19 protein-coding genes and 1 pseudogene are annotated in these 21,336 nt (G+C 61.6%); 17 read left to right on the plus strand and 3 right to left on the minus strand.

Annotated features, from left to right (window positions below):
- Positions 1 to 319: 319 nt before the first annotated feature.
- Complete coding sequence (locus EXN68_RS23980; RefSeq protein ID WP_142843268.1) at positions 320 to 2,494, plus strand: methyl-accepting chemotaxis protein; 2,175 nt, start codon at positions 320 to 322, stop codon at positions 2,492 to 2,494.
- Positions 2,495 to 2,629: 135 nt separating this feature from the next.
- On the opposite strand, the gene EXN68_RS23985 is transcribed toward EXN68_RS23980, so the two are convergent.
- Positions 2,630 to 2,875 carry an SDR family oxidoreductase gene (locus tag EXN68_RS23985; RefSeq protein ID WP_309546942.1) on the minus strand — a complete coding sequence of 82 codons (246 nt, stop codon included), beginning with the start codon at positions 2,873 to 2,875 and terminating at the stop codon, positions 2,630 to 2,632.
- Between the two features lie 229 nt (positions 2,876 to 3,104).
- A complete protein-coding gene (hpaR, locus tag EXN68_RS23990; protein WP_142843269.1) occupies positions 3,105 to 3,584 on the minus strand; it encodes a homoprotocatechuate degradation operon regulator HpaR in 480 nt (159 codons plus the stop codon).
- A gap of 115 nt (positions 3,585 to 3,699) precedes the next feature.
- Between hpaR and EXN68_RS23995 the strand changes: the two genes are divergently transcribed.
- From EXN68_RS23995 to EXN68_RS24075, 16 genes are all read left to right on the plus strand, one after another.
- Positions 3,700 to 4,092, plus strand: coding sequence for a 5-carboxymethyl-2-hydroxymuconate Delta-isomerase (locus EXN68_RS23995; protein WP_142843270.1), 393 nt, complete (start codon positions 3,700 to 3,702; stop codon positions 4,090 to 4,092).
- Positions 4,093 to 4,153: 61 nt separating this feature from the next.
- A complete protein-coding gene (gene hpaE / locus EXN68_RS24000; RefSeq protein ID WP_142843271.1) occupies positions 4,154 to 5,668 on the plus strand; it encodes a 5-carboxymethyl-2-hydroxymuconate semialdehyde dehydrogenase in 1,515 nt (504 codons plus the stop codon).
- Positions 5,669 to 5,727: 59 nt separating this feature from the next.
- Positions 5,728 to 6,708, plus strand: coding sequence for a 3,4-dihydroxyphenylacetate 2,3-dioxygenase (gene hpaD, locus EXN68_RS24005; protein WP_142843272.1), 981 nt, complete (start codon positions 5,728 to 5,730; stop codon positions 6,706 to 6,708).
- 66 nt (positions 6,709 to 6,774) lie between these two features.
- Complete coding sequence (gene gabD / locus EXN68_RS24010; RefSeq protein ID WP_142843273.1) at positions 6,775 to 8,229, plus strand: NADP-dependent succinate-semialdehyde dehydrogenase; 1,455 nt, start codon at positions 6,775 to 6,777, stop codon at positions 8,227 to 8,229.
- Between the two features lie 11 nt (positions 8,230 to 8,240).
- A complete protein-coding gene (locus EXN68_RS24015; protein WP_142843274.1) occupies positions 8,241 to 9,113 on the plus strand; it encodes a fumarylacetoacetate hydrolase family protein in 873 nt (290 codons plus the stop codon).
- Between the two features lies 1 nt (position 9,114).
- Positions 9,115 to 9,918 (plus strand): 2-oxo-hept-4-ene-1,7-dioate hydratase, encoded by an 804-nt coding sequence (gene hpaH / locus EXN68_RS24020; protein ID WP_142843275.1) that lies wholly within the window; start codon positions 9,115 to 9,117, stop codon positions 9,916 to 9,918.
- A 53-nt stretch (positions 9,919 to 9,971) separates the two neighbouring features.
- Positions 9,972 to 10,778: a 4-hydroxy-2-oxoheptanedioate aldolase gene (hpaI, locus tag EXN68_RS24025; protein WP_142843276.1), complete on the plus strand. Its 807-nt coding sequence runs from the start codon at positions 9,972 to 9,974 to the stop codon at positions 10,776 to 10,778.
- Positions 10,779 to 10,870: 92 nt separating this feature from the next.
- Positions 10,871 to 11,827, plus strand: a complete 957-nt coding sequence (locus tag EXN68_RS24030; RefSeq protein WP_142843277.1) for a helix-turn-helix domain-containing protein — start codon at positions 10,871 to 10,873, stop codon at positions 11,825 to 11,827.
- 104 nt (positions 11,828 to 11,931) lie between these two features.
- A complete protein-coding gene (locus EXN68_RS24035; protein WP_142843278.1) occupies positions 11,932 to 13,338 on the plus strand; it encodes an aldehyde dehydrogenase family protein in 1,407 nt (468 codons plus the stop codon).
- A 58-nt stretch (positions 13,339 to 13,396) separates the two neighbouring features.
- On the plus strand, positions 13,397 to 14,989 hold the full coding sequence (locus EXN68_RS24040; RefSeq protein WP_142843279.1) for a GMC family oxidoreductase: 1,593 nt from the start codon (positions 13,397 to 13,399) through the stop codon (positions 14,987 to 14,989).
- Between the two features lie 69 nt (positions 14,990 to 15,058).
- On the plus strand, positions 15,059 to 16,315 hold the full coding sequence (locus EXN68_RS24045) for an ABC transporter substrate-binding protein (RefSeq protein WP_142843280.1): 1,257 nt from the start codon (positions 15,059 to 15,061) through the stop codon (positions 16,313 to 16,315).
- 30 nt (positions 16,316 to 16,345) lie between these two features.
- Positions 16,346 to 17,203 carry a branched-chain amino acid ABC transporter permease gene (locus tag EXN68_RS24050; protein WP_161991473.1) on the plus strand — a complete coding sequence of 286 codons (858 nt, stop codon included), beginning with the start codon at positions 16,346 to 16,348 and terminating at the stop codon, positions 17,201 to 17,203.
- 1 nt (position 17,204) lies between these two features.
- Positions 17,205 to 18,230 (plus strand): branched-chain amino acid ABC transporter permease, encoded by a 1,026-nt coding sequence (locus tag EXN68_RS24055; RefSeq protein ID WP_142843282.1) that lies wholly within the window; start codon positions 17,205 to 17,207, stop codon positions 18,228 to 18,230.
- Entirely contained in the window at positions 18,227 to 18,940 is a 714-nt protein-coding gene (locus tag EXN68_RS24060) for an ABC transporter ATP-binding protein (RefSeq protein WP_142843283.1), read from the plus strand. Before EXN68_RS24055 ends, EXN68_RS24060 begins: the two co-directional genes overlap by 4 nt.
- On the plus strand, positions 18,940 to 19,647 hold the full coding sequence (locus EXN68_RS24065) for an ABC transporter ATP-binding protein (protein ID WP_142843284.1): 708 nt from the start codon (positions 18,940 to 18,942) through the stop codon (positions 19,645 to 19,647). The genes EXN68_RS24060 and EXN68_RS24065 overlap by 1 nt, the downstream gene beginning before the upstream one ends.
- Before the next feature lie 390 nt (positions 19,648 to 20,037).
- On the plus strand, positions 20,038 to 21,006 hold the full coding sequence (locus EXN68_RS24075; RefSeq protein ID WP_161991474.1) for a helix-turn-helix transcriptional regulator: 969 nt from the start codon (positions 20,038 to 20,040) through the stop codon (positions 21,004 to 21,006).
- Between the two features lie 166 nt (positions 21,007 to 21,172).
- Here EXN68_RS24075 and EXN68_RS24080 read toward each other — a convergent pair.
- A pseudogene (locus tag EXN68_RS24080) lies at positions 21,173 to 21,292 on the minus strand (transposase); the annotation flags it as partial.
- Between the last annotated feature and the right edge of the window lie 44 nt (positions 21,293 to 21,336).

The raw sequence follows: 21,336 nt of genomic DNA on the forward strand, positions 1-21,336 counted from the left end.
GTAAGGCACCCGGCCGGGCATCGAGATGCCGCATAATCGCCAGCATTTCCGCTATGGTCATCCTGTGTTCCTGTTCCGACCCATGCGCGAATATTCGACCGATAGGCTCGTAGCCCTGGTTCCACGCATCACATTGATCCATTGTCAGATAGTCCGAGCAGAAAACGCCGATCTTTGCGACCACACGCCCTTATGTTGGCAAGTGCCTACAGATGCCGTCGAGCGACGCGAGCGCAGTGCTTCTTAGAGGTCACTTAACCAATTATTATCCCACATACTATACAAGTTAAGTATCGACTTGTGAGGCTGGAGATAAAATATGAGCAAGGTGTCAATCCGCGGCCTTCTCTGCTTGATCGCCGCTGCGCCGCTCGCCGCATTCCTGTGGTTGAGTGTGCAGTCCGTGATCAACAGTTATGCGAAGTATCAGCGCTTGAACGAGCAGATGGTCGTGCAAAAACTCGCCTCTGCGGGCGGGAGAATTGCGCAATCAATGCCAGCGGAGGCCTTCGCCACTGCCAATGAAAGGGATGCTCGCCGTCAGATTTCCGATCAGGTCATGAAGGAACTGAGCACGGCTTATGCCTCATGGAAGGCCGAGGGCAACTCTGACGAAACGATTGACCGGTCATTCGCCTTTATCCAAGACAAACAAAAGCTATTTTCTGATTACCGCGCCAAAGTGGATGCTGGAAAGCCGACGGACGCCGAAGAGCGGGAAATCCTCCAGCCGACCTCCGCTGCCGGGCTGGAACTGGTCCGCCGTTCGGGCGGTACTATCACTGACATCGATTTGGGGCGATACATCGATGGTTATCACGCCCTAATGCAGGTCAATGATGCCGGTCTGATTGAGATCAACCTTGGCGAAAAGTATCTCTCCGGTGCGGCCCTGTCGCCGGGCGAAGTGCAGTTCCTTTTCCTCGCGAAAGGCCTGCGAGACCGCTACCTACCGGTGCTGCGGGAGTTTCTTCCGCCGGAACTGGTCAAACCGTTTAATGATCTCTTCAATGGGCCGGAGGGGGCTTTCCTGTCTTCGGTCCGTGAGCAGATGTACAACGAGCCGGCGCAGGGAAGTGATCAGGCGAGATCGGACCGCTGGAGAAAGGGCAGTAGTGCCCAGGCTGGTCTGATGGCGGAGCTGATTGCGAAAGCCGAGCAAAGTCTGGGCAAGAAAGCGACTACGGAGCTGAATGCGCTGGAGCGGGCCTTCATGAAGAGCGCCGCCATTGCTCTGGGCGTCACGACGCTCGTCCTCGTCCTCAGCTTCGTAGTCGTGCGCAACATTTCCCGGATGATCCGTTCCATTCAGCAGCGCATGGGACTACTGGCGGATGGCGATACGGCAAGTGCCATTCCGTTCATAAGCCGAAGTGATGAAATCGGGGACATGGCGCAATCGGTGGAGGCCTTCCGCCAGGCCGCCATCCGAAATGCGCAACTCGAGGCGGAAGCGGCGGCGAACCGAACCCGCGCCGAAGCGGAACGGGCCGAGATGCAGGCGCGTGCGGAGGCGGAGGCCGAGGAGCGGCTCGAAAAGGCGACGCAGACTTTCGCTTCCAATCTGCGCCGGCTTGCCCGGGGTGACATGCTCTGCGAGATCAATACGCCGATGAACGCTCAGTTCGAGGCGTTGCGGGCGGATTTTAACACCTCAGTGCGTCAGTTGCGCGAAGCCTTGCTCAGCGTCGGGCATTCGGTCTCGACGGTCACCAGTGGCTCTAAGGAGATCTCCGACGCATCGGACAATCTGGCCAAGCGAACAGAACAACAGGCAGCTTCACTGGAGGAAACGGCAGCGGCACTGGAAGAGATAACCGTTAACGTCGTCGCGACCTCCAAGCGCACGGCCGAAGCCCGTGACGTGGTGCGCGATGCTCGCCGCCGTGCGGACCAGTCGGGCGCCGTAGTGCGCAACGCCGTCAGCGCTATGCAGCGGATTGAAGAATCCTCCCGGCAGATCAATCAGATCATCGCGGTGATCGACGAAATCGCCTTTCAGACGAACCTTCTCGCCCTCAACGCTGGTGTCGAAGCCGCCCGTGCGGGCGAGGCCGGCAAGGGCTTCGCCGTCGTTGCCCAAGAAGTGCGCGAACTAGCGCAACGCTCGGCCAATGCGGCCAAGGAGATCAAGGGCTTGATCACGAATTCGTCCGCCGCCGTCTCGGAAGGGGTCAAGCTCGTCAGCGATACCGGTGAAGGATTGAGCACCATCGAGCAACTGGTGCAGACGATCAACGCCCATATGGATGCGATCGCCACCGGCACTAACGAACAGTCCACCGGGTTGGCTGAAGTGAACAGGGCGGTCAACCACATGGACCAGGTGACACAGCAAAACGCGGCGATGGTGGAGGAGATGAGTGCGGCGGGTGCGGGCCTAGCGCAGGAGAGTTCTATACTAAGCGAACTCCTGTCCCATTTCCAGTTCGAGGCTTCCAGCCTGCGCTCGGTTGCCGCAGGATCGGCGCGGGCGGGCGCGCGGGCGGCTTAGGTCGGGCCGAGGCTGCCGGTCTCGGGACCGAGCCGACGTTGCGTGAAAACTTTTTGGAGAGGTCAGGCCGACGTCATGCCGGCCTGACGCTGTAGGGGCTCAGCCCACCTGCTCGAACGTGTCGGATGCCCGGCACTACGATCTTCGGCGTCCTGGCAATGTTGATCTCCAGCGCCTTACCCAGCCCGTCCGATTCGGACCGACCAGCCGAAGGCGAGGGTGGGAACGCCGACAATGCGATCCGCCGTCGACGGTCAGGGTTGCGCCGGTGACCACGAACGCATTCGACGAGCAGAGAAATGCGATGACTGTCGCGACCTCGTCGGGATGGGCGGGGCGAGCCAGGGGCACGTCGCGCGACAACGCTAGAGGCTTCCTCACGGGTGGCAAGGTTTATCCTAGCTCGCAATTCATCCGTCCCCGCATCGACCATGTCCGTGGTGACCCAGAGGGGCCCGCATCTGCCGCATCCCTGACGAAATTGGCCGCCCCGATCGGCTCCGCCACGGCCTTCATCTGCGCCTTACGGTCGCAAAGATCGCGTCGGCTCTGGAGTCGGGGCTGCGGCGCTCTGAGCGCCGTTTGCACGGGGTCCCTCTGGGTTTCTCGTCTATTTGGGGCCCATCGAGTCCGTTAGTTCTCCCAGAAGGTCGAGAAGGAGATTGATCTTCTCCTCGCCGAACTTCCGCTCAAGCTCGGTGTAGATCATGCGGCTATCCGGTGTGACTTCTTCGATGATCCCGAGCCCGACCGCGGTAATCCGCAGCATAACCCGTCGCCCGTCGGCCTCGTCGCGCTCTTTCAGGATCAGTCCACGCTCTTCGAGCGACTTGATGATCCTGGTGAGGGAAGGGGCGAGGATGAAGGCCCGCTCGACCACTTCCGACGCATCGACCGTGCCGTTTTCGGCGAGGATACGGATGACCCGCCATTGTTGCTCGGTCAGGTCGTGGGCGGCCAGCATCGGGCGAAAGTGCGTCATCACGGCCTCGCGCGCACGCAGCAGAGCAATCGGCAGGGACCGCTTGGTGTTGCGCGGCAGGAGCGCGTCCTGCGTGAGTCGGGTGGACTTGCTTTCGGCCGTGATCATGCTCCCTCTATGCGGAAGTTCGGCTGAATTTGCAAACGTTCGTTGACTAGCATTTCCCTTCTTGACAGGCGGCAACATTCATTTAACATGTTAAATATAAATTTCGGGAGGAACCATGCCGCATTTCACATTCGACTACTCGGCGAATCTCGAGCGTCTGGTCGACTTGAAGGCTTTGGCGAAGCTCATTCATCAAACGATGATGGAGACGGGCCTCTTCGAGCTCGGGGCGGTCCGCGTGCGCGGCTTTCGCACTGACGTCTATGCCGTGGCCGATCTGCTCGAGGAGAACAGCTTCATCGACATGTCGTTGCGCATGGGTAAAGGGCGCAGTGAGGCGGATCGGAAGCGCGCTGGCGATGTCATCTTCGCCGCTGTCGATGTCTTTCTGTCCGAGCGGTTCGAGACGCCGCATTTCATGCTGTCGCTCGAAATCCGCGAAATCGACGCCAATTTCAGCTGGAAGAAGAACGCCATTCATCCGCGGCTTCGACAGAAGACCATTTGACAACAGACAAAAAGACACACGGCGCCGGCTCGGCGCGCAGTAAGTCCAAGGAGACGGATGCATGGCATCGTTTGAAGATAATCTGGCCAAGTCCAGGGCCTATCTGAAGAAGTTCGAAGGCGGCGTGAAGAACCGCATCGGCGGAGAGGATGTCGACGCTCTCGACGGCTCGACCTTCGAGACCATCTCGCCGGTGGATCTCGGTGTTCTGGCCAAGGTCGCGCGCGGCAAGGCCCAGGATGTGGATCTCGCAGCAAAGGCGGCGAAGGCCGCATTCGCCGAATGGGCCGCAATGCCGGGGGATGCCCGTAAGAAGCTGATGCACAGGATCGCCGACGCGGTCGAGGCGCGGGCGGAAGAGATCGCCTTCGTCGAGTGCATGGATACCGGACAATCGCTAAAATTCATGGCCAAGGCGGCGCTCCGCGGTGCGGAGAACTTCCGCTTCTTCGCCGATCGCGCCCCGGAAGCGCGCGACGGCAAGTCATTGCGGGCGCCCGGGCAGGTGAACGTGACCACCCGCGTGCCGATCGGCCCGGTGGGTATCATCACCCCCTGGAACACCCCGTTCATGCTGTCGACCTGGAAGATCGCGCCGGCGCTTGCCGCCGGGTGCACCATCGTCCACAAGCCGGCCGAGTTTTCGCCGTTGACGGCGCGCCTTCTCGTGGAAATCGCGGAAGAGGCGGGGCTGCCCAAGGGCGTCTGGAACCTCGTCAACGGCTTCGGCGAGGATGCCGGCAAGGCGTTGACCGAGCATCCGCTGATCAAGGCGATCGGTTTCGTCGGTGAGAGCCGCACCGGCTCGATGATTATGAAGCAGGGTGCCGACACGCTGAAGCGGGTGCATTTCGAGCTCGGCGGCAAGAACCCGGTCGTGGTCTTTGCCGACGCCGACCTGGAACGCGCCGCCGACGCGGCCGTCTTCATGATCTATTCGCTGAACGGCGAACGCTGCACGTCCTCATCGCGACTGCTGGTCGAGGAGAAGATCTACGACCAATTCACCGCCATGGTCGCGGAGAAGGCCAAACGGATCAAGGTCGGCCATCCGCTCGATCCGCAGACGGTCATAGGGCCGCTGATCCATCCCGTGCACGAGAAGAAGGTGCTGGAATACATCGAGATCGGCAAGTCGGAAGGGGCCAAGGTCGCGGCCGGCGGGGAGAAGTTCGATGGTCCCGGCGGCGGCTGCTATGTCTCCCCGACGCTGTTTACCGGCGCCAACAACCAGATGCGCATCGCGCAGGAGGAAATCTTCGGCCCGGTGCTGACCGCGATCCCCTTCCGCGATGAGGACGGGGCCCTGTCGCTCGCCAACGACGTCCAATACGGCCTGACCGGCTATCTCTGGACATCCGACGTCACGCGGGCCTTCCGCTTCACCGAACATCTCGAGGCCGGGATGATCTGGGTGAATTCGGAAAACGTCCGGCACCTGCCGACGCCATTCGGTGGCGTGAAGAATTCCGGGATCGGCCGCGACGGCGGCGACTGGTCCTTCGATTTCTACATGGAAACCAAGAACATCGCTTTCGCCACCAAGCCACACGCAATTCAGAAGCTCGGCGGCTGAATTTCCCACGACACGATCGACGTCCTACGGCGCCAACCCTAGGACGGAGGAGGTACATCATGGCACTACCGGAACCCAATCTCTACCCGCCCTTCAACATCGTGCGCCTGAGCCACGTGGAATTCGGCGTGACGGATCTCGCCCGTTCGCGAGCCTTCTATGTCGACACGCTCGGCCTGCAGGTGACCGACGAGACGTCGGATGCGATCTATCTGCGTGCGATGGAAGAACGTGGCCACCATTGCATCGTCCTGCGCAAGTCCGACAAGGCAGAGGCGCGGGATCTCGGCTTCAAGGTCTATGACGAAGCCGACTTGGAGAAGGCGGCGCGCTTCTTCGACGGCAAGGGGCTCGGCGTCGAATGGGTCGAGCGACCTTACCAGGCGCGCACCTTCCGCACCCGCGACCCGCTGGGCACGCCGCTGGAATTCTACGCCAAGATGGACCGGCTGCCGCCGATCCATCAGAAATACGCGCTCTATCGCGGCGTCAAGCCGCTGCGCATCGACCACTTCAACTGCTTCTCGCCGAACGTCGATGAAAGTGTGGCCTTCTACAACGAGATCGGCTTCCGGGTCACCGAGTACACCGCCGATGAAGAGACGGGTCGTCTCTGGGCCGCCTGGACACACCGCAAGGGCGGCGTGCACGACATCGCTTTCACCAATGGCAGGGGTCCCCGTCTGCATCACACGGCTTTCTGGGTTCCGACGCCGCTCAACATCATCGACCTGCTCGACTTGATGTCGACCACCGGCTGGGTCGCCAATATCGAGCGTGGTCCGGGCCGCCACGGCATCTCGAACGCCTTCTTCCTCTACATCCTCGATCCGGACGGTCACCGCATCGAGATCTATTGCTCGGATTACCAGACCGTGGATCCCGATCTGGAGCCGATCAAGTGGGACCTGAAGGATCCGCAGCGACAGACGCTTTGGGGTGCGCCGGCGCCGCGCTCCTGGTTCGAACACGGGAGCCTGTTTGCAGGAGCGGCAGTCCGTGAGTCCGACCTCAAGGCGCAGCCGATCATCGCGCCCTGACCTCATCCCTTAGGGGGCAGCACGGTACAGGTGCTGCCCGTCCGATCCTCTCAGCAAGGCCAGTTCATGCAGCTCAAGGACCCGACACTCTTCCGCCAGGCCGCCCTCGTCGGGGGTGACTGGATCGAGGCCGATCCGGCCAATTCCATCGCGGTGGACAATCCCGCCACCGGTGAGATCATCGGGCGCGTGCCCAATCTCGGCGCAGAGGAAACTCGTTCTGCGATCGAGGCGGCCAGAACGGCGCAGGTCGAATGGGCGTGCCGCACTGCCAAGGAACGAAGTGTCATCCTGCGCCGCTGGTACGAGCTGGTCATGGCCAGTCAGGACGATCTCGGACGGATCCTGACCCTCGAACAGGGCAAACCCCTCGCCGAAGCCAAGGGTGAAATCGCCTATGGTGCCTCCTTCATCGAGTGGTTCGCCGAGGAAGCGCGGCGGCTCTACGGCGATATCGTCCCAGGCCACCAGAAGGACAAGCGCATCCTGATCATGAAGCAGCCGATCGGCGTGGTCGCTGCCATCACACCGTGGAATTTCCCGAATGCGATGATAACCCGCAAGGCGGGCCCCGCCTTTGCCGCCGGTTGCGCCATGGTTCTGAAGCCCGCCTCGCAGACACCATTCTCGGCCATTGCGCTCGCGATCCTCGCCGAACGCGCCGGCTTACCGAAGGGGCTGTTCAGCGTGCTCACCGGTTCTGCCCGTGTGATCGGTGCCGAACTGACGTCGAGCCCTGTCGTGCGTAAGTTGACCTTTACCGGCTCCACCGAAGTGGGGGCGGAGCTCTACAGGCAGTCGGCGCCAACCATCAAGAAACTGGGGCTGGAACTCGGCGGCAATGCGCCGTTCATCGTATTCGACGACGCCGATCTCGATGCGGCGGTCGAGGGTGCGCTAATCGCGAAATTCCGCAACAACGGCCAGACCTGCGTCTGCGCCAACCGGATCTATGTCCAGGATCGCGTCTATAACACCTTTGCCGAAAAGCTCGCAAGCGCGGTGGACCGGTTGAAGACCGGCAACGGTTTCGACGAGGGTGTTACACTCGGCCCATTGATCGACGGCAATGCACTCGCCAAGCTCGAGGAACATGTCGCGGACGCGTGCGGGCAGGGCGGCCGGCTCCTGGCCGGCGGCCGGCGCCACCAACTCGGTGGCCACTTCTACGAGGCAACCGTCATCGCCGACGTCACGCCGATGATGATGGTCGCGAGGGAGGAAACCTTCGGGCCGCTCGCCCCCCTGTTCCGGTTCAAGGACGAGGCGGATGTTATCGCCCAGGCGAACGACACCGAATTTGGGCTCGCTTCCTATTTCTACGCCAAGGATCTCGCGCGCGTGTTCCGTGTCGCCGAGGCTCTGGAGTATGGGATGGTCGGCGTCAACACGGGGCTGATCTCGACAGCGGAAGCCCCCTTTGGCGGTGTGAAGCTCTCGGGCCTCGGACGCGAGGGGTCGCGCTACGGCATCGAGGAATTCACCGAAATCAAGTATGTCTGCCTTGGCGGCGTCGAGTGAGGAGCACGTCCATGTCCCATCCCCGTTTCCTGAGCTTCAGCACCTCCACCGGCGGCCGAGGCTTCGGTCTTGTCGTCGCGGGCGGCATCGTCGATCTTTCCATGAGGTATGCCGGACAGTATCCGACACTGCGCGAGGTCGTTGCCGACGGAGCGCTCGCAACGCTTGCGGAGCGGCATGCAGGAGACAAACCGGACATGGCGCTGGCTGATGTTTCGTTCGAGATACCGATTCCTGCACCGGAGAAACTGATCTGCGTCGGCGTCAATTTCCCGGACCGCAACGAGGAATACAAGGACGGGCAGGCCGCCCCCGCCAATCCCTCGCTCTTCATTCGCTTTTCCCGGTCCTTTACCGGTCACGACCATCCGCTGATCCGTCCGCCGGAAAGCCCACAACTCGACTACGAGGGCGAGATCGTCATCGTCATCGGCAAGGGTGGCCGACGGATCGCGGAACGGGACGCCCTCAATCACATCGCGGGGTTGACCTTGTGCAATGAGGGTACGATCCGCGACTGGGTGCGGCACGCCAAGTTCAACGTGACCCAGGGGAAGAACTTCGACCGGAGCGGGTCGATCGGGCCATGGCTCGTTCCGTTCGTGGACGAGAGCCAGATCGCCGACATCAAGCTGGAGACCCGGGTCAATGGCGAGGTTCGCCAGAGCGACCGCACCAGCCGGATGATCTTCTCCTTCCGCAAAATCATCAATTATATCTCGACCTTCACCACTCTAGTGCCCGGCGATGTGATCGTCTGCGGCACGCCGACCGGGGCCGGTGCCCGCTTCGACCCGCCCATCTGGCTCAAGCCTGGCGACGTCGTCGAGATCGAGGCGGATGGACTGGGCGTCCTGAGAAACACGATCGATGACGAGGTCTGACATGCTGACAAAAGACGAGATCGAAGCCGCTGCCGCCAAGCTCGATGAGGCCGAGCGCACACGGGTTCAGACTGGGTTGCTGTCACTTGCACATCCAGGAATCGATATGGATGACGCCTATGCCATCCAGGCGTCCTGGGTAAAGCGGAAGGTTGCCGCCGGGCGCAAGGTCATCGGCTGGAAGATCGGGCTGACCTCCAAGGCCATGCAGTATGCCCTTAATATCGACATCCCGGATTCAGGCGTCCTCTTCGACCACATGGTCTTCGAGGATGGTGCCACAGTTCCGAAGGATCGCTTCATCCAGCCGCGCATCGAAGCAGAGATTGCCTTCGTCATGAAGGCGCCGCTGAAGGGACCGGGGATCACCGTCTTCGATGTGCTGAACGCCACCGACTACGTTACGCCTGCACTGGAGATCCTCGATACGCGCATTCTCCGGGCGGATCCGGAAACGAAGAAGCCGCGGACGGTGTTCGACACGATTTCCGACAATGCCGCCAATGCGGGGATCGTCACCGGTGGGCGCGCGGTCAGACCGGATGCTCTCGACATGCGATGGATGGGCGCGATCGTCAGCCGCAATGCCGAAGTCGAGGAGACTGGGCTCGGCGCGGGCGTGCTCAATCAGCCGGCCCGCGGGGTTGCATGGCTCGCCAACCGGCTGGCCCAGTATGGTGACGGCATCGAGGCGGGGCAGATCGTACTTGCCGGCTCGTTCATCCGACCCGTCGAGGCTCGGCACGGAGATACGATCGTCGGCGATTTCGGTCCCTACGGAACCGTCAGCCTGTTTTTTGAATGAGCCTACCAAGTCGGACGAATCTCGTCCGACCCGACTATGAAGAGGAAGCCGTGATGCCTGCACCCGTCAACACCTTCAAGCGTGGATTGAAAGAGGGCCGCCTCCAGATCGGCTTGTGGCAGGCTCTCGGAAGCCCGAACGCTGTCGAGATCTGTGCCGGCGCCGGCTACGACTGGCTATTGCTGGACGCCGAGCACGGGCCGAGTGACGTACCACGTCTGGCCGAGCAGTTGCGCGCAATGCGCGGTTCGCCCTCGCATGCAATCATTCGACCGCCCATCGGTGAGACCTGGGTCATCAAGCAGATGCTGGACATTGGCGCGCAGACCGTACTCGTCCCCATGGTGCACGATGCGGGACTTGCCGCCGAGATGGTCAAGGCCGTGCGTTATCCGCCCCAAGGCATCCGCGGCGTCGGCGCGGCGCTGGCGCGTGCCTCGGACTTCAACCGTATCGGCGACTATCTGCAGACGGCGAACGACGAGATCTGCCTCCTGGTGCAGGTGGAGAGCTGTGTCGCGATCGACAATCTCGATGCGATCTGTGCTGTCGAGGGTGTGGATGGTGTCTTCATCGGACCCTCCGATCTGGCCGCAGACATGGGTTACCTGGGGCGGCCGGGAGCTTCAGAAGTCCAGGAGGTCGTGGAGCAATCCATCGGGCGGATCCTCGCTGCTGGCAAAGCCGCCGGGATTCTGATCGGGGATCTCGGACTCGCGAAACGCTACTGCGAGTTCGGGGCGACATTCGTGGGGATCGGCAACGACGTGGGATTGCTTGGCAATGCCTCCGCTCGATTGCTCAAGGATTTCAAGGATGCAAAGCCGACGCAGCCAACGGCGGGCGCGAAAGTCTACTGACTACGCCGGGGATCTGAACCCGGGAATTTGACAAATTCCCGATTTGTTAACATGATCAGTAATTAGGTCGCCGGCTTTGGGAGGAGACGGGCATGCACTTGGCGAGCTTGGGACGTTGCGTTCCCACGCAGTGGGTGACGCGCGAGTTCGACGCATGGACGTCGGACCTGAAATCCATATGCGGCCATTTCAATCCCAGCCGATACGACGGGTCGAACGTTGTGCGTGGTAGTGCCGCGCTGTCTCACGCCGCCGGGATAGAACTTGCGCAGGTGGCGAACGACCTCGACTACATCCGCCGTGATCCTGACGACATCCGGGCCGATCAGGGCGACAACCTGTTCCTACTGCTGCAACTGGAAGGGTCCTGCGGCGTCGAGCAGTCCGGCCGTCAGGAGCAGCTCCATCCGGGCGAATGCATCCTTGTCGATTCAACAAGGCCGTCGATCTTCTATTTTGGCGGCTCGTTTTCAAATCACCTGTCCGTGCACCTGCCCAGGCAGATGCTGCTGTCGGACAGGGCCGTTCGGATTTCGGTGACAAGGAAGATTAGGGCGGACGATCCGATGTCGATAATGCTCGGCGCGCTCGTCGCCAAGATGATAAGCACGGCAAGCGACGACAACCGGGCGCCGCATCTGAGGGAATTGCTGTTCAACACAACGCGACAGGCCTTCGCGACCGATCCGGGCGAAGAGTTCTTCGTGCGTGGCGACAGCGGCACGGGAAGGCTCGAGGTCGTCCAGGTGCTGATCGACGAGAACCTGACCGAGGAGTACCTGACGCCGCAATGGCTCGCCAACCGCGTGGGCGTCTCGCTGAGAACCCTTCAGGAGGATCTCAGCTCCCAGGGCATGACGGTGACGGGCATGATCAAGCTCAAGCGCCTGCATCTCGCCCGGGCGAGACTCGAAAGACTGCGGGGCGCGCATCATCCTGGTGCCATCGCGGACGTCGCATACTCGGTCGGCTTCAACGACATTTCCTACTTCAATCGCAGCTTCCGCAAGCTGTTCGACTGCTCGCCCAAGGATGTGGTAACGTCCTGAAGCGGGTGTCGCGCTTTTGTCCAATTCATGCCGCGCCGTGATCCAAGAATTACCGACGGCCATCGGCTAATATCCTCTCATCGCATTGCATGGGAGGATGTATCATGAAGGAATTCACGCTTGTCATCGACGGCAAGCCGGTTTCGACTGCACGTCACAGAGAGGTCAGAAATCCCTCTTCCGGCACAGTCGTCGGCATGTCGCCGCTAGCCACCAACGACGACCTGAACACTGCCGTAGCTGCCGCAAAGTCGGCATTTCCGGCGTGGGCTGCTCGGCCCTCCTCCGAGCGCGCCGCGCTCTGCGCCCGTGTGGCGGAAACGATCGAGGCGAATGCGGAGGAAATGGCGCGGCTTCTGACGCTGGAGCAGGGCAAGCCGCTCAACGGGCTCGGCTCGCGCTTCGAAATCGGTGGGGCCGTTGCCTGGACCCGTCATACGGCTTCCCTAGACCTGCCGGTCGAAGTGGTCCAGGACGGACCGGAAGGTCGGGTGGAATTGCATCGCAAGCCGATCGGTGTCGTTGGCGCCATAACGCCTTGGAACTGGCCGGTCATGATCGCCTGCTGGCATATCATCCCGGCCATCCGCACCGGCAATACGGTGGTCATCAAGCCGTCGCCGAATACGCCGCTTACGACCATCCGTCTGGTGGAACTGATGAACGAGGTGCTGCCGGCCGGTGTCGTCAACGTCATCGCCGACGACAACGATCTGGGCGCGGCGCTCACGTCGCATCCAGATGTTGCCAAGATCACTTTCACCGGATCGACCCCCACGGGGCGCCGCGTGATGGCGTCCGCTGCCGATACACTGAAGCGCCTGACGCTCGAACTGGGCGGCAACGATGCCGGCATCGTTCTTCCCGATGCCGATCCCAAGGCGATCGCCGAGGGCCTTTTCTGGGGTGCCTTCATCAACGGCGGCCAGACCTGCGCCTGCCTGAAGCGCCTTTACGTCCATGACAGCATCTATGACGCGGTGTGTGACGCGCTCGCGACCTATGCTTCCGCCATTAAGGTCGGTGATGGCTTGGTGGAGGACGTGGTTCTCGGGCCGCTGCAGAATGCAGCACAGCTCGGCATCGTCTCGGCACTCGTCGAGGAAGCGGTCGCCAGGGGCGGTCGGGTATTGACGGGGGGTGCGCCGCAGGGCGGACCGGGGTACTTTTACCCCGTGACCCTGGTCGCCGACGTCGATCACGGTGCCCAACTCGTTGACCTGGAGCAGTTCGGTCCGGCCCTGCCGATCATCCGTTACCACGACATCGAGGAGGCGATCGCCAAGGCCAACGACAATCCCAGCGGTCTTGGCGGCTCCGTCTGGTCGAAAGATGTCTCTAAGGCAAAGCAGGTCGCGGCGCGGCTCGAATGCGGCTCGGTCTGGATCAACAAGCATGGTGCAATCCAGCCCAATGCACCGTTTGGAGGCGTGAAGCAGTCCGGGATCGGGGTCGAATTCGGGGTCGACGGACTGAAGGAATTCACCACCATCCAGACAGTGTTCTCCTGAACGGTTCGTCAGGCTTTATTCAAGGCGCGGATGTTTCGACACCGCGCGGGAGGCTCAAATGCGTGAGTTTGATTATATCGTCGTCGGTGGCGGGTCCTCGGGTTCCGTGGTGGCCGCGCGTCTTTCGGAAGATCCGTCCAGGAAAGTCCTGCTGATCGAAAGCGGACAGAAGGACACCGACAAGTTCATTCATATCCCTGCCACCTTCTTCAAGGTGATCGAGAAGGGACGCGACGTGCATTTCTACACGTCCGAGCCAGATCCCGGCATCAAGGGCAAGCCGAACGTTGTGCCGCAGGGCAACGTGCTCGGAGGCGGGAGTTCGATCAATGCGATGATCTACGTCCGCGGCCAGCGCCAGGACTACGAGACTTGGGCGCAGATGGGATGCCGGTCCTGGTCTTACGATAAGGTGCTTCCCGTCTTCCGTGACCTCGAAGGCAACCAGCGGCTCTCCGGAGAGTTTCACGGCGCGGACGGTCAATTGAAGGTGTCCGACCGCCGCTACGGTCATCCGCTGTCTTGGGCCTTCGTCCGGGCGGCCCAAGAGGTCGGGATCAAGTACAACGAAGACTTCAATGGCGCCGAGCAAGAGGGCGTCGGGTTTTACCAGACGACGACGAACAATGGTCGCCGCTGGAGCGCTGCGCAAGCATTTTTGCGAGACGCTGAGGGGCGCGCTAATCTCGAGATCATGACCGGCGTCAAGGTCGAAAGGGTCCTATTCGAGGGGCGGACCGCGGTCGGCGTGCAGCTATCCTCCGGCGCAACGGTGAAGGCGCGCTGCGAGATCATCATGACGGCAGGCGCGATCGCCACGCCCAAGATCCTCCAGTTGTCCGGCATCGGCGCGGCCGAGCATCTGCGTTCGCACGGCATCGATGTCGTTGCCGATTTGCCGGGCGTTGGGGAGAACTATCAGGATCATCTCGAGGCGACAGTTCAGGCCGAAGTCAACATCCTCTCCCTGTTCGGACAGGACAAGGGCTTCGCCGCCGTCAGCCACATGCTGCAATACATGCTGACAAGGACGGGTCTGCTGACGTCGACCGTCGTCGAGTCCGGCGGCTTCGTCGACACGGCCGGTCTCGGCCAGCCCGACATCCAGTTCCATGTGCTGCCGAGCTTCGTCGGCTTCGGCGAACGGACGGCCTCGTCTGGACACGGTATCTCTATTGGCCCTTGCTTCCTGCGGCCACAATCGCGCGGCACGGTCAAACTCCGGTCGGCCAATCCCAATGATCCAGCGCTCTTCCACGCCAATTCCTTCGCGAACCCCGCAGATCTGGAGACGCTGGTCCGCGGCGTCGAACTGGCGATCAAGATCACGGAAGCGCCGTCGCTGGCGAAGATCATCAAGCGTCGCGTCCTGCCGACACCCGGCATCGAGAAAGATCCGGACGCTTTGCGCGATTACATCCGCGGGATCTCGAAAACCGTCTTCCATCCCTCGGGCACGGCCAAGATGGGCATTCGGGAGGATCGGATGGCTGTTGTCGACGAGGAACTCAAGGTCTTCGGCGTCGACCGGCTGCGGGTGGCGGACGCCTCGATCATGCCGACGCTCGTTTCGGGCAACACCAATGCACCGACGATCATGATCGGGGAGCGCGCCAGCCGCTTCATCTTGCGGAAGGATCGGGCGGCCTGAGGAGATCGCGCGATCAAAACCGGCCTTTTGGCCACGAAGCCGGGTTCCGGCTCACATTGGGAGGAAAACATGAAATCGCATCTTCTGTGCGGCACCGCCGCCATTGCATCTCTGTTCTTACTGTCGGCGGGTTCCGCCGCTGCCGCACCGAGTTGCGGCTTGAACAACGGTCAGACTGCGTCCGGCAAACCACTCAAGGTCGGCGCCATCGTCGGCCGGACGGGCCCCGACGACTTCTCGTCCGCCTCGCTAGCGGCGAAGGCCTATTTCGACTGCGTCAACGCTAATGGTGGGATCAATGGCCGCCCGATCGAGTACCTCGTCGAGGACGACCAGTGGAATCCAGAAGTTGCCGCGCAGGTCGCGACCAAGCTGGTCAAGGACGAAGAGGTGGTCGCCCTCGTCGGCAACGCCTCCTTCGTCGAGATGGGCGTCAATGCCAAGCTCTACGAGGAAGAGGGCGTGATGGCCATGGCGTCCGGTTGCGCTGTGGCGGAGTGCTTCGAATCGAAGAATATCGTTTCCACCAACGAGGGTCCGCTGCCTTCTTCCGTGGGTGCTGCCCAGTGGGCCGTCGGCAATCTGGGCTCCACCAACGTCGTGTGCATCGGTCTGACCATTCCAAGCGTCGGTCCGTATTCCTGCGGCTGGACCGAGAAATACATGCAGTCGAAGAACCTCGCAGGATCGAGCGTCCTGCTCGATCCGTCGGCCGCAGACATGAACTCGGCCTTTCTCGAAGCCGTGGCCTCCGGGGCAGACACGATGCTCGTCAATCTGCCTGCAGGTATGGCCGCCGCCTTCCTGAAGGCCGCCCTCGAGTCGGGCCAGCGCGACAGCTACAAGTGGATTTCCTCCACACCACTTTATGATCGTGATGTTCCGGCCATGCTTGGTGCCGACTGGGCAGGCGTCATGCACGTAAATATCGAACTGACGCCGATTGACGGGACCGGTCCCGATGCCAACAATTGGCGTGCGGTTCTCGATGCTCACGGCAATGCCGATGACCCGCGGGACACGTTCAGCCAGGCCGGATACCTCTCTGCCCGCTTCTTCGTCGATGCCATGCTGCAGCAGGACCCGGCGAAACTCGACCGTGCTACAGTGACTGAGGCGATCCGCAATATCAAGAACTATAAGTCCGACCTCCTGTGCGGCCCCTATTATGTCGGCCCAGGCGACCGCCACATGCCAAACCACGCCAACATGATGGTGCAGATGATCGAAGGTGGCTACAAGGTCGTCGGCCAATGCACGGACATGGACAGCGCCTATCTCGATCCCTATCGCGCCGATGAAAAGGCGCTTGGCATCGTGAATTGAGGCCCCGCGGTCATGCTGGGAGCCTTTGGAATGTTTCTCGTCTCGGGGCTCGCTGTCGGCGCCCTATATGCGCTGGGCGGGGTGGGGCTGGTGATCCTGAACCGGGCTACCGGCGTGCTCAACTTCGCCTATGGCGCCATCGGCGCCGTGGGCGCCATGACTGCCTGGCAGGTGCTGGAATGGCACCTGCCGGAGCCTCTCGCCTGGGCGGCCGCGATGGGGGTAAGCCTCGCCCTCTCGCTGGGTTTCGGGTTGCTGGTCGCTCCGCAACTTGCCCACCGGGAACCGGTGATCAAGGCGGTTGCAACACTCGGCTTCGCACTGTGCCTGCTTGGCCTGATGAACCTAATCTGGATGGTGACGTCCCGCAAGCTCGGCTTGTTCTCGGACAGCCTCGGCCTGTCCATCATCGGGGTCCGTATCAACGGGACCCGGCTGATCGCGCTGGCCGGCGGTGTGATCGCTACCTTGGCCATGGGGATCTATCTGTCCAGAACCCGGACGGGTCTCCTGATGCGGGCCTTGGCCGACAGTCGCGACGTCGCGGCCATCCTCGGTGTTCCGGTCCGCCGCGTCGAGGCCTTCGCCTGGGGGATCTCCGGTGTGCTGGCCGGCTTTACCGGTCTGCTTTTCGGAGGATTGGTGCGGCTCGATCCGGCCGTTCTCACCTTTCTCGTCATCCCGGTGATCGCCACCACTATCATCGGACGACTGAAATCCATTCCGGTTACCTTCGTGGCCGGGCTGCTAATCGGCGTGACCGAAAGCATGCTGACCCTTGTGAAACCGCTTGCCCCATTCCGCGTCGCCGCTCCCTTCGTCATCGCGACACTGGCGCTGATGTGGCTACAACGCGGCCGACGGCTGACATTTGCGGGAGAGGATTGAGATGATGGCATCGAACCCCCCGGTGGTTTCCACCCCTGTCTCGGCCCTTTGGCGGTCCCGCGCGATCGGTCTCGCCGTCCTCGTTGCGGCTCTCGCCTTTCTGCCACCGTTGTTGCTGGCCTCCCTCTGGATCAAGGTCCTGACCGGCGTGGCAATCTACACGCTGACGGCCGCCGCTATCGCGCTGCTCTATCGGCGTCTTGGGCTGGTCTCTCTCGCGCATGTCGCTCTCATGGGTGCTGGCGGCTGGGTCGGTCTCAGACTCGCTTACGGGCTTGGCACGCCCTTCGAGGTCAACATGCTGGCCGGCGGGGTCGCTGCTGCCGGGCTGGGCATGGTGTTCGCCTATCCGGCACTGCGCATGCGTGGACTCTATCTGGCGTTGGTCACCCTGATGATCGCCGGCGCCTTCGCCATCATCGTCAATGTCATCCAGTTTCCCAATGGCGGCAGTGGATGGTTGGGTTTTGCTGTGAAATCGGCCGGATACATGCCGCGTCCGACCTTCGCGAGCAGTGATGCGGCCTATTTTGCCTATTGCGTCGTGGTTACGGCGCTCGGCATGGCACTCACTCACTGGCACGAAATCGGGAAGGCGGGCCGGGCCTGGGCGCTGATCCGGCGTTCCGAGGCTGCGGCGATGTCGACCGGGGTCGACGTCCCCTTCTACAAGGTCTGGGCCTTCGCCCTCTCAGGCTTCCTCGCCGGGATTGCCGGCGTGCTGCTCGCCGGCAATCTGCAAATGCTCGACGCGCGCAGCTTTCCGGCTGCAGAGTCGGTGATGATCTTTGCCCTGACTATCGTCGGGGGCGCTTGGAGCCCGGTCGGGGCGCTGATCGCAGCGGCGCTTTATCGCCTCGTTCCGGCCCTGCTCAACGATCTGGGGGTCAACGGCGACACTGCCTACATCATCTTCGGTGCGGCCCTGATCCACGCGCTCGCCACCGCTCCCAGAGGCATCGCGGGGCAGATCGAGGATCTCGCGGTCCTGTTGCTCGGCAAGTCGAACGGAGGGAGCGCCAGATGATCGAGATCGATGGAGTAACGGTCTCCTTCGGCGGTGTGACGGCGCTGAACAGGCTGACTGTGCAACTTGATGCGCCGGTGGTCGGCATCATCGGGCCAAACGGCGCTGGAAAGACGACGTTTCTAAACGTGCTTTCCGGCTTCGTGAGGCCGGGCTCAGGGCGGATCCGCGTCTTCGGCCAGGAACTAACTGGATTGCAGCCACATCAGAGGGCTCAATGGGGCCTTCGCCGATCCTTTCAGAAGGAGCAGGCCGTCGATGAACTGACGGTGGAAGACAATGTTAGGGTTGTGCTCGACTCTCTTCGTCTGTCACGGGGTGACGCGGAGGATGCCCTTACGAGGGCTCTGGAATTCACCGGGATCAATGCCGTCCGCCGCCGCTCCGTCGCGGGCCTCAACTCCTTTGAACGGCGCATGACGGAACTGGCGCGTTGCGTGGCCGGTTCGCCCAAACTCATTCTGCTGGACGAGCCGGGTGCCGGCTTCTCACAGAGCGAGGTCGCAACGCTGCGGTCCGTGATCAACGGGATTTCCGAAACGATCGGGGCCCGAACCTTCCTGATCGATCACGATGTCGATCTGATCCAGGCCACGTGCCAGCGAACCATGGTTCTCGATTTCGGATCGCTCGTCACCTATGGCGAGACGGCCTCGGTGCTCGCCGATCCTCGGGTGCGGGCGGTTTATCTCGGTATGGAGGAAACGTGATGCAAACTCTGGAGATCGAGGGGCTGATCGTCCGCCGGGGCGTCAAGCGCGTCGTGGATGGTGTGTCGATGAGCCTGAAACCGGGCACGGTCACGGCCCTGCTGGGGCCAAACGGCGCCGGCAAGAGTTCGCTGGTGCTGGCCCTTGCCGGCGCACTCCCGCTCGAGGCAGGCTCCGTCCATATGGCTGGCCGTCGCCTCTCCGGGTTGGGGACGGAAGCGGTTCGGGCCGCCGGTGTCGCGGCTGTTCCCGAGGGGCACCGGGTGCTGCCGGGGCTTTCCGTCGACGACAACTTGCGCACGGCCGGGCATGCCCATTCCCGCCCGGAGCTCGATCGGGCGCTCGATGAAATCTATTCCATTTTCGGCGAGTTGGCTGAGCGGAAGAACCAGCGGGCCGGGTCCATGTCCGGAGGTCAGCAACAGATGCTGGCACTCGGGCAGGCGCTTATCTGTCGACCAAAATTCGTGCTCGCCGACGAGATGTCGCTGGGACTGGCGCCCTTGATCGTCAAGCGGCTGATGAACGTCATTGAAAGGCTGGCCCAGGAAGGGACGGGCATCCTGCTGATCGAGCAGTTCACTGCCGTCGCTCTCTCGCTGGCTGACCACGCCATCGTCATGTCGCGAGGGCGGTTCGCCTATTCCGGCGAGCCTCAGAGGCTGATCTCGGAGCCGGATATTCTGCACAAGGCCTATCTGGCCTGAATGGTGGCATCGGCCGGATTTTCGGTGGCGTCTTGCGGCGAGGCAGCGCGGTCCGGCCCTCTGCTTCGGGGGCGAGGCGACCCTGCCGCCAGGCTGCGGGTGAGATACCCGTTCTTTGGCGGAGGAAGCGGGAGAAATAGGCGGGGTCACCGACTTAATGATGTTGAACATCAGCAGGCGTTTTGCCTCGAGCTGGCGTCGCTCCATCAGCGTCTCCTTGACGGATGGCCCGGGGCCTCCTGCGCCGCCTTGTCGAGCAGGTGCCGGGTGGTCGCGAGCCCGTAACGTAACGCGCCACGACGGCAAACCTGTTCGGGTCCGATTGACTGGAGAGAGAGAGCGATCCAGGGGCCGGGGTGAGCATTGGTGCAGTGTGGCAAACTACCGATTTTGGAGGATAAATTGCGCTCTGCTGGGCTCCCTGCTTTCGGGATGGAGGCATCCAACGCTGGCAGTAGTTCGGAGGCCGATGGGGAGACATTCCTTTACTCCGAAGATGAACCACGGGACCACAAGATCTTCGTCGAAGGAAAGCTTTATGTTGTCGGCCGGTTCAGAGCATGGAAGGGAAAGCGCTGTCCTTGGGCGAAATTGCCTTTCGATCCTGCGCCTGACGTTTACATCCTTTGTCTGCCCGCTTCGGAAACTGAAAGTGCCGCAAAACTTGTTTCTCTGACGCGAACCAGGGGTTTTATAACGAGTTCCAGCCGGTTCGGAGAGCTCATTCAACTCGATCACGGCAGCTATGTTCTACTGGCATTCGAAAAGGCGGCAATGATTCAGCAAGTTAGTGCGCTGATTGAGGGACCTGTTGTAGATGATGTTGAATTTGACTGCGTTGTCGACCTGACAACAGTAAGTGGTTCGAGGTTGGCGGCACTTGGTAATCTTGTCTGGTATTGCATTAATGGTTCCGACGGAAACAGCTTCCCGCTGCTGGCAACTGAGCACTTGTTCCAAGCAACGATGATCGCGCTTTTGAATGCTGTTCCTAACAACTACCTCCGCCGAGTTTCACAGTCTACTTCGCCGGCCGTGCCATGGCGTGTGAAGAGAGCAATCGAATACATGCATGCCAACCTGTCTCGTTCCCTTGAGGTGTCTGAAATAGCGCGCGAGATCGGGACTAGCGTGAGAGCATTGCAGAGCGGTTTCAAGCAGTTCAAAGGTACTACAATCTTGACATACCTGCGAACTATCCGCCTAGAAGCCGCTCGCAAAACTCTGCTCGGCAACACAACCTCTCCGTCAATCTCCGACGTCGCACGGAGTACAGGTTTTACCCACATGGGGCGGTTTGCTGCGGCTTATCGACAAGCATTCGGCGAAACGCCGTCGGAAACCATCAAGTTGCGCTGAGGTCCACGCTTTCGTGCATCCGGATTTCGGAACGCCGTGCGGAAGCACTTTGAGATCACCGAGGAATGCGCTGGGCTGGGTCTCCAGCGGACGAAGCATCTTCTTCAACTCGACAAGGCCAATTGTCAGGAGCGAGTGACCCAATTGGCTCGCGCAGCGGAGCCCAACTGCGTGTCAGGGTCACTACCGCCGCTTCATCGAGAAGCGAACGCGCATAGGTGTCTCCGCGTCGGGAGATTTGGCCGTCGTAATCTACTCCGCCCGACTGATAGCGCGGCGCGTTCAATACCACCAGGGTGATCGTGGTAAGACGATCGCCCCGATGTATTG

Source organism: Martinezella rhizogenes (assembly GCF_007002745.1).
In the GTDB taxonomy this organism is placed as follows: Bacteria; Pseudomonadota; Alphaproteobacteria; order Rhizobiales; family Rhizobiaceae; genus Agrobacterium; species Agrobacterium cucumeris.